We start from the raw sequence: 6,705 nt of genomic DNA, 5'->3' as shown, positions 1-6,705 counted from the left end.
GAGGTGTATTTTGGAACTCAGAATGGTATAGTTTCTTATAATGCTGGTGTAATAGGATATGGGGATGAATTGACGGATGTGTATGCTTATCCAAATCCTGTTTTGAAAAATCACAGCAAAGTAACAATCGTTGGAAAAGGTTCTAACTTGCCTGAAGGAACCAATATAAAAATATTGGATGTTGCTGGGAGTTTAGTTTATGAATCAAATGCCTTAGCAGAGCAGTCAGAATACGGTGGTAAGTTTGTATGGGATAAAAGAAATCTTGCTGGAGCTAAAGTGGCTTCAGGAGTATATATTGTATTGCTATATAACGCTGATGGACAACAAACATCTTCTACAAAAATTGCGATTGTAAATTAATGCAAGTACAAACAAAAGCAATCGTTTTAGCTTCGCTGAAATATGGAGATTCTGGTTTGATAGTCCACTGTTTTACTTTGGAGTCGGGTATGAAGAGTTATATGCTTCGAGGTTTGTTGAAGTCAAAAAAAGGGAAATTAAGACCTGCGTATTTTCAACCCTTAACTCAATTGGAGTTGGTGGCAAGTCATTCCAATAAAGGCGCTTTAAACTCCATTAAAGATGCCTCTGTTTACCAGGGTTACACAAGTCTATATTCTGATTTTGTAAAACAATCTATTGTTTTTTTTATATCCGAAATGTTGTTCAACGTCGTAAAAGAAGAAGAGCAGAATACAGATCTTTATACCTTTATTGAAACTTCCGTCAATTGGTTAGATCTTCATGATAAAGTAGCCAATTTTCATCTTGTTTTTTTAATGAATCTAACCCGTTATTTAGGGTTTTATCCTGATGATGCTTTTGCAGATGATACCTGCTTTAATTTAACGGATGGTGTTTTTACAAACGAATCATTTCTCGGGCCAGCTTTGGTTGGGGAGGATTTACTGTTGTTTAAACAAGTTTTAGGCACAAAATTTGATAAGGCACATATGTTATCCTTAAATGTACATTCAAGACAAGCTATATTGGATGTTTTGTTGAAATATTACGAGTTGCATGTAGTTAATTTTAGGAGACCTAAATCTATAGAAGTTTTGAAAAACTTATTTGTGTAATGGATAGAATTATAATCCTTTTTCTATTATTTCTGGTTGGTTCTCAGGTAGGTGCTCAAAGCCTTACTGTTTTGGGAAGTGATTCTTCATTGCCAATAAAGGGGGTTTCAGTCTCCAATAAGGATAAGTCCATTGTCTTGTATTCCGATAAGAATGGGCAAGTTGATATTACCATTTTCGAAGAAGGTGTGGATTTGTTTTTCTATCATCATTTGTATCTTAAAGAAAAGCTCTCAAAATCGAGTTTGAAAAAATCAGATGAGGTCTTTTTAGATCGATTGACGGAAGCTTTGAAAGAGGTGGTTGTTTCGGTAACAAGAAGTAAACAAAAGAAAAATAGAATTGCAGAGCAAATAGAAGTGGTAAGCTCTAGGGATATAAAAAATATTGCACCTCAGTCGTCAGCAGATTTATTAGCCAAAGTTCCAAGTATTAAAGTGCAGAAATCGCAATTTGGAGGGGGGAGCCCGGTACTTAGAGGAATGGAGGCAAATAGAGTTTTGTTAGTTGTTGACGGGGTTAGAATGAATAATGCGATCTATCGTAAAGGGCATTTACAAAATGGAATTACAGTTTCTCCTTCAATTCTAGATAGGGTTGAGGTTTTGTTTGGACCATCGGCTGTGATGTATGGGTCTGATGCTTTAGGGGGAGTGATTCATTATTATACAAAATCTTTAAAAACGTCTGAATTTAACGAAGTAGAATCTTCTATTTTTTCAAGATATAGCTCCGTTAATAATGAAATAACGACAAGTTTGGGAACTGAGTTGAGTTTTCAAAAATGGGCCTCATATACTAGTGTTTCCTATAGTAATTTTGGAGATTTAAAAATGGGGACAAACAGGAAACATGGCTATGAAGATTGGGGTAAGGTATTTGAGTATTCTAATAACTCAAAAACTTTTGCTAATCCAACTAGTGTAATCAATGAAGATCCAACTTTGCAAAAGAATACTGGTTTTTCACAGTTAGATATTTTGCAGAAAGTGTTTATTCCTATCTCAAACGAATTAGAGCTACTTTTCAATGTGCAGTATTCTGAATCGTCTGATATTCCCAGGTTTGATAGATTGACAGAATATACGAGTTCTGGAGATTTGAAATTTGCCGAATGGTCTTATGGTCCGCAAAAAAGATTTATGATATCTAGCCAGGTTTTGTTGTCAGAGGTGAATAATTGGATTGATAATGGAACTATTACAGTCGCATATCAAGATATTACTGAGTCTAGAATTCAAAGAAAATTTAGTGAGATTGATAAAAGATCTTATAGAAATGAAAATGTAGATGTTTTTAGCGTCAATGGAGACTTTTCTGTTGGATTGACAAAGAGAAAAGATAGAATTTTCTCCTATGGATTTGAGCTTGTGTACAATAAAGTTCATAGTAAATCACAAGGAGATAATTTGATCATTGATCCTAATACGAGTCTTATAACTGGTGTATCTGACAATTACAAGGTACAATCAAGATATCCTGATGGGGGATCAGATTATTTTACGCAAGCGGTTTATGCAGAATATCGTCAAGATTTAAATAGTAAGAATACCCTGAATACGGGCCTGAGATTTACAGGAACTCAGTTAAATGCAAAATGGATAGATGACACATTTATCACGTTGCCAGATTCTGATATATCTTTAAAAAATGCCGCATTGACTGCAACTTTAGGTCATGTTTATAAACCAACAAGAAACACCAAATTTAGTGCGGTTTTATCTTCTGGATTCAGATCTCCAAATGTCGATGATGTTGGAAAAATTAGAGAAAAAGGAGGAAATGTAACAGTTCCAAATATTGTTTTGAAACCTGAGTTTGCCTACAATTCTGAAATAGGTGTTTTACAATATTTTAATAATAGACTTTTTAGTGTAGGGGCAAATGCATATTATACTTTGTTAAATAATTATATCATTAGAGCTCCATTTGATATCAATACCCAGCAAGAAGGGGATTCTGAAATAGAATATGATGGAGAGATGGCAAAGGTTTTTGCGAATGTTAACAGAGGACAAGCTTATATCTATGGAGGGTCTGTTAATTTTAGAGGTGAAATTGATGAGCATTGGTTGTTTAGAGGGGGAGTGAATTACACCAAAGGGAAAACCTACGATACCAGAGAAAATATGTCTTCAATACCTCCTATATTTGGTAATTTAGGTGTTACTTATAAAATAAAAAAGTTCGATTTTGATATTGAATATGAATTCAATGCTGCTAAAAAGCCAAGTGAGTACAATATAAATGAAGGCATAGATAATATTGAACAAACTCCTGTGGTTGATGAGAACGCAGATTCTGAAATAGAAAAGTATGCCGGAACACCAAGTTGGGAATTGTTTCATTTTTCTGTCTTTTACGAAGTGTCGAGAGATTTAGAATTACAATTTAGAATTACAAATATCTTTGATCGTCACTATAAAGAGTTTGCTTCTGGAATAAGTGCACCTGGTAGAAATTTTTCAGCCTCGGTACGTTATTTATTTTAGAAATTTGAACCAGTCTCCATAAGAATTAGATTTTCAATTCCTTTCTTATCATTCCAACAATTATTTCTATTTTTGTCGGAATGAAATTTACCTACGGAAAACAAGACAAACTGAAAAGCAAAAAGGCAATTGAGCAATTGTTTATTGAGGGAGTTTCTGTTTCTTCGTATCCACTTCGTATGGTGTTTTTGAAAAAGGAGCACCAAGGAGAATTTCCAATTCAATTAGGGATTTCTATTCCAAAAAAAAGAATTCCGAAAGCAGTTGGAAGAAATCGCGTTAAGAGGGTTCTTAGAGAGGTGTATAGGTTTCATAAATTTGAGTTTTCTGAAGGGATGGACGATAAATACATTGCGATGCTGTTGTATTTGGACGGAAAAGAGTGGACTCAAGAAAAATTGGCAGTTAAAATGAAAAAGTTGGCTGAAAAATTTCATGAAAAAATTGCAGAAAGTTAATTTCTTAAGAAAAAGAGAAAAATAAAAAAAGATGCTCAAAAGAGGAGGTGATATTATTTTTTCAATCATTGTTATTCTAACCATACTTTTATGGATGGTTCCCATCGTGACACTCATTATTTTTATGACGACTGGGGAGAAGCCTTTTTATCGTCAAGAAAGGGTGGGGAAAAACGGAAAACTTTTTCAGATTTATAAATTTAGAAGTATGAAAGGGGTGCCTCCAGTAAATGATCCGCTTTTGTCTGATGAGGAAAGTTTTAGAATTACTCATTTTGGAAGGTTTCTTAGGAAATTTAGAATAGATGAATTCCCTCAGTTTTTTAATGTACTTATGGGAGAGATGAGCATCGTTGGACCAAGACCAGAAAGACAGTTTTTTTTAGATACCATAATTTCGCATATCCCAAGATATAAAGAGTTACAAAAATTGAGACCTGGAATTACTTCTTTAGGTCAAATTAGATACGGTTATGCCGATAGTATTGATCAAATGAAATTAAGAGCTAGATATGATTTAGTTTATTTAGATAACGTATCTTTGCTCACTGATATTAAAATTATCCTTTACACGGTAATTGTCGTTGTTAAAGGAAAAGGAAAATAAATAATTACATCATGAATATTCTTATTTTAGGCTCTGGAGGAAGAGAGCACGCTTTTGCATTGAAACTTTCACAAAGTGAAAAATTATCAAATCTTTTTGTTGCTCCTGGAAATGCAGGAACGGCAAACTGTGCAACAAATCTTGATATAGATCCTGTTGATTTTGCTGCGGTTAAAGCTGCTGTATTAGAGAATAAAGTTGATATGGTAATTGTTGGACCTGAAGCTCCTTTGGTGGCTGGTGTTCATGATTTTTTCTTGCAAGATGATGACTTGAAATCGATCCCTGTAGTAGGTCCGAAAAAAGATGGTGCTGAATTGGAAGGGAGTAAAGAGTTTTCTAAAAAATTCATGAAGCGTCACGCTGTACCTACAGCCGCATATGAAGCTTTTACTAAAGAAACATTGGAACAAGGAAAAGCGTTTTTAGAAACGTTGAAAGCTCCTTATGTGTTGAAAGCGGATGGTTTGGCAGCAGGTAAAGGTGTTTTGATTTTAGAAACTCTAGAAGAGGCTAAAGAGGAGTTGGCAGATATGCTAACGAATAATAAATTTGGAGAAGCGTCTTCTAAAGTTGTTATCGAAGAATTTTTAGACGGAATTGAATTGTCTGTTTTTGTATTGACAGATGGTAAGAGTTATAAAGTATTGCCTTCAGCAAAAGACTATAAAAGAATTGGAGAAGGAGATACAGGATTGAATACAGGAGGAATGGGAGCCATATCTCCAGTGCCTTTTGCAGATGAAGATTTCCTTTCTAAGGTAGAAGAGAGAGTTGTAATTCCAACGGTAGAAGGATTGCAAAAAGATGGTATTGATTATAGAGGTTTCATTTTTATTGGATTGATGAATATTGATGGAAATCCTTTTGTGATAGAATACAATGTGAGAATGGGAGATCCTGAAACGGAAGTTGTAATTCCTAGAATTGAATCAGATTTGTTAGATCTTTTTGAAGGAGTTGCTTCTCAAACCTTAGATCAAAAATCATTTGAATTGACTTCTAAAACAGCAACAACAGTGATGACTGTGGCTGGTGGATATCCTGAGGCTTATGAAAAAGGGAAAGTAATTACAGGTTTGGATGCTGTAGAGGGTACTACTGTTTTTCATGCAGGAACAAAAATCAATGGAGACAAAGTTGAAACGAATGGAGGACGTGTCATGGCGTTTACTTCTTTGGGTGATACTATGGAGGAAGCCTTAGAAAAATCTTATAAAAATATTGCTAAAGTGAGTTTTGAAGATATGAATTACCGTAAGGATATCGGGTTCGATTTAAAAAACTTATAAATTTCATTTTATAGATGTTAAGTGCTATCTTAACCTATAGAAATGGCAACAAATCAAATGCATACTGGTTTTTTCGACTCTGAAAAAACGACGGAAAATAAAGTTCTAATAGCCCCATTAAATTGGGGCTTAGGACATGCTTCTCGTTGCATTCCAGTGATTCAATTTTTACTTCGGAATAATTTTACTCCGGTAATAGCTAGTGATGGTGCTTCATTAGAACTTCTCAAAAAAGAATTTCCTGAATTGCAGACGATTCAGCTACCGGCTTACAATATCCAATATGCTAAATTTGCGTTTTGGACAAAGTGGCGTTTGCTATTTTCTTTGCCTTCTGTTTACAAAGCTGTTCAAAGGGAGCAAGACATTGTAAAAAAGGAAATTGATACGAATTCTTATGTAGGAATCATCTCTGACAATAGGTTTGGAGTATACTCTAATAAAATTCCATCTGTTTATATCACCCATCAGTTACAGGTGTTTTCAGGGTTTACCACTTTTTTTACGTCTAAAATACATCAAAAAATAATTTCAAAGTTTGATGCCTGTTGGGTTCCAGATGGGGATACATCCCATTCGTTATCCGGAGAACTATCAAATGCTAAAGGGGTAAATATTCCAATTGAATATCTTGGAAACTTAAGTAGATTGATATTTCAAAAGCAGGTTAAGCAATATGATGTAGTTTTATTGCTGTCAGGTCCAGAACCACAGAGAACTCTTTTAGAAACTATATTTTTAAAACAATTTGAAAATTTTGAAGGAAAGGTGTTG

Annotated in this window: 6 protein-coding genes and 1 pseudogene; all 7 read left to right on the top strand. The window is 34.3% G+C overall.

Going from position 1 to position 6,705, the window contains the following annotated elements:
• Window positions 1-363, top strand: a 363-nt coding sequence (locus P8H68_RS13415) for a T9SS type A sorting domain-containing protein (RefSeq protein WP_300326213.1), incomplete at its 5' end; no start/stop codon positions are given.
• Entirely contained in the window at window positions 363-1,082 is a 720-nt protein-coding gene (recO, locus tag P8H68_RS13410; RefSeq protein ID WP_300326210.1) for a DNA repair protein RecO, read from the top strand. The genes P8H68_RS13415 and recO, both read left to right, overlap by 1 nt.
• Window positions 1,082-3,574 (top strand): TonB-dependent receptor, encoded by a 2,493-nt coding sequence (locus tag P8H68_RS13405; RefSeq protein ID WP_300326207.1) that lies wholly within the window; start codon window positions 1,082-1,084, stop codon window positions 3,572-3,574. The genes recO and P8H68_RS13405 overlap by 1 nt, the downstream gene beginning before the upstream one ends.
• Before the next feature lie 80 nt (window positions 3,575-3,654).
• Window positions 3,655-4,032, top strand: a complete 378-nt coding sequence (gene rnpA / locus P8H68_RS13400) for a ribonuclease P protein component (RefSeq protein WP_300326204.1) — start codon at window positions 3,655-3,657, stop codon at window positions 4,030-4,032.
• A gap of 31 nt (window positions 4,033-4,063) precedes the next feature.
• Window positions 4,064-4,639: a sugar transferase gene (locus tag P8H68_RS13395; RefSeq protein WP_300326201.1), complete on the top strand. Its 576-nt coding sequence runs from the start codon at window positions 4,064-4,066 to the stop codon at window positions 4,637-4,639.
• Window positions 4,640-4,650: 11 nt separating this feature from the next.
• Window positions 4,651-5,931 carry a phosphoribosylamine--glycine ligase gene (gene purD, locus P8H68_RS13390; RefSeq protein WP_300326198.1) on the top strand — a complete coding sequence of 427 codons (1,281 nt, stop codon included), beginning with the start codon at window positions 4,651-4,653 and terminating at the stop codon, window positions 5,929-5,931.
• A gap of 42 nt (window positions 5,932-5,973) precedes the next feature.
• Window positions 5,974-6,705, top strand: a pseudogene (locus P8H68_RS13385) (glycosyltransferase); the annotation flags it as partial.

The organism is Flavicella sp. (assembly GCF_029238425.1).
GTDB lineage: Bacteria > Bacteroidota > Bacteroidia > Flavobacteriales > Flavobacteriaceae > Flavicella.
Note: the sequence above shows the minus strand (reverse complement) of the source record. Positions and strands in the feature narration are given on the sequence as shown.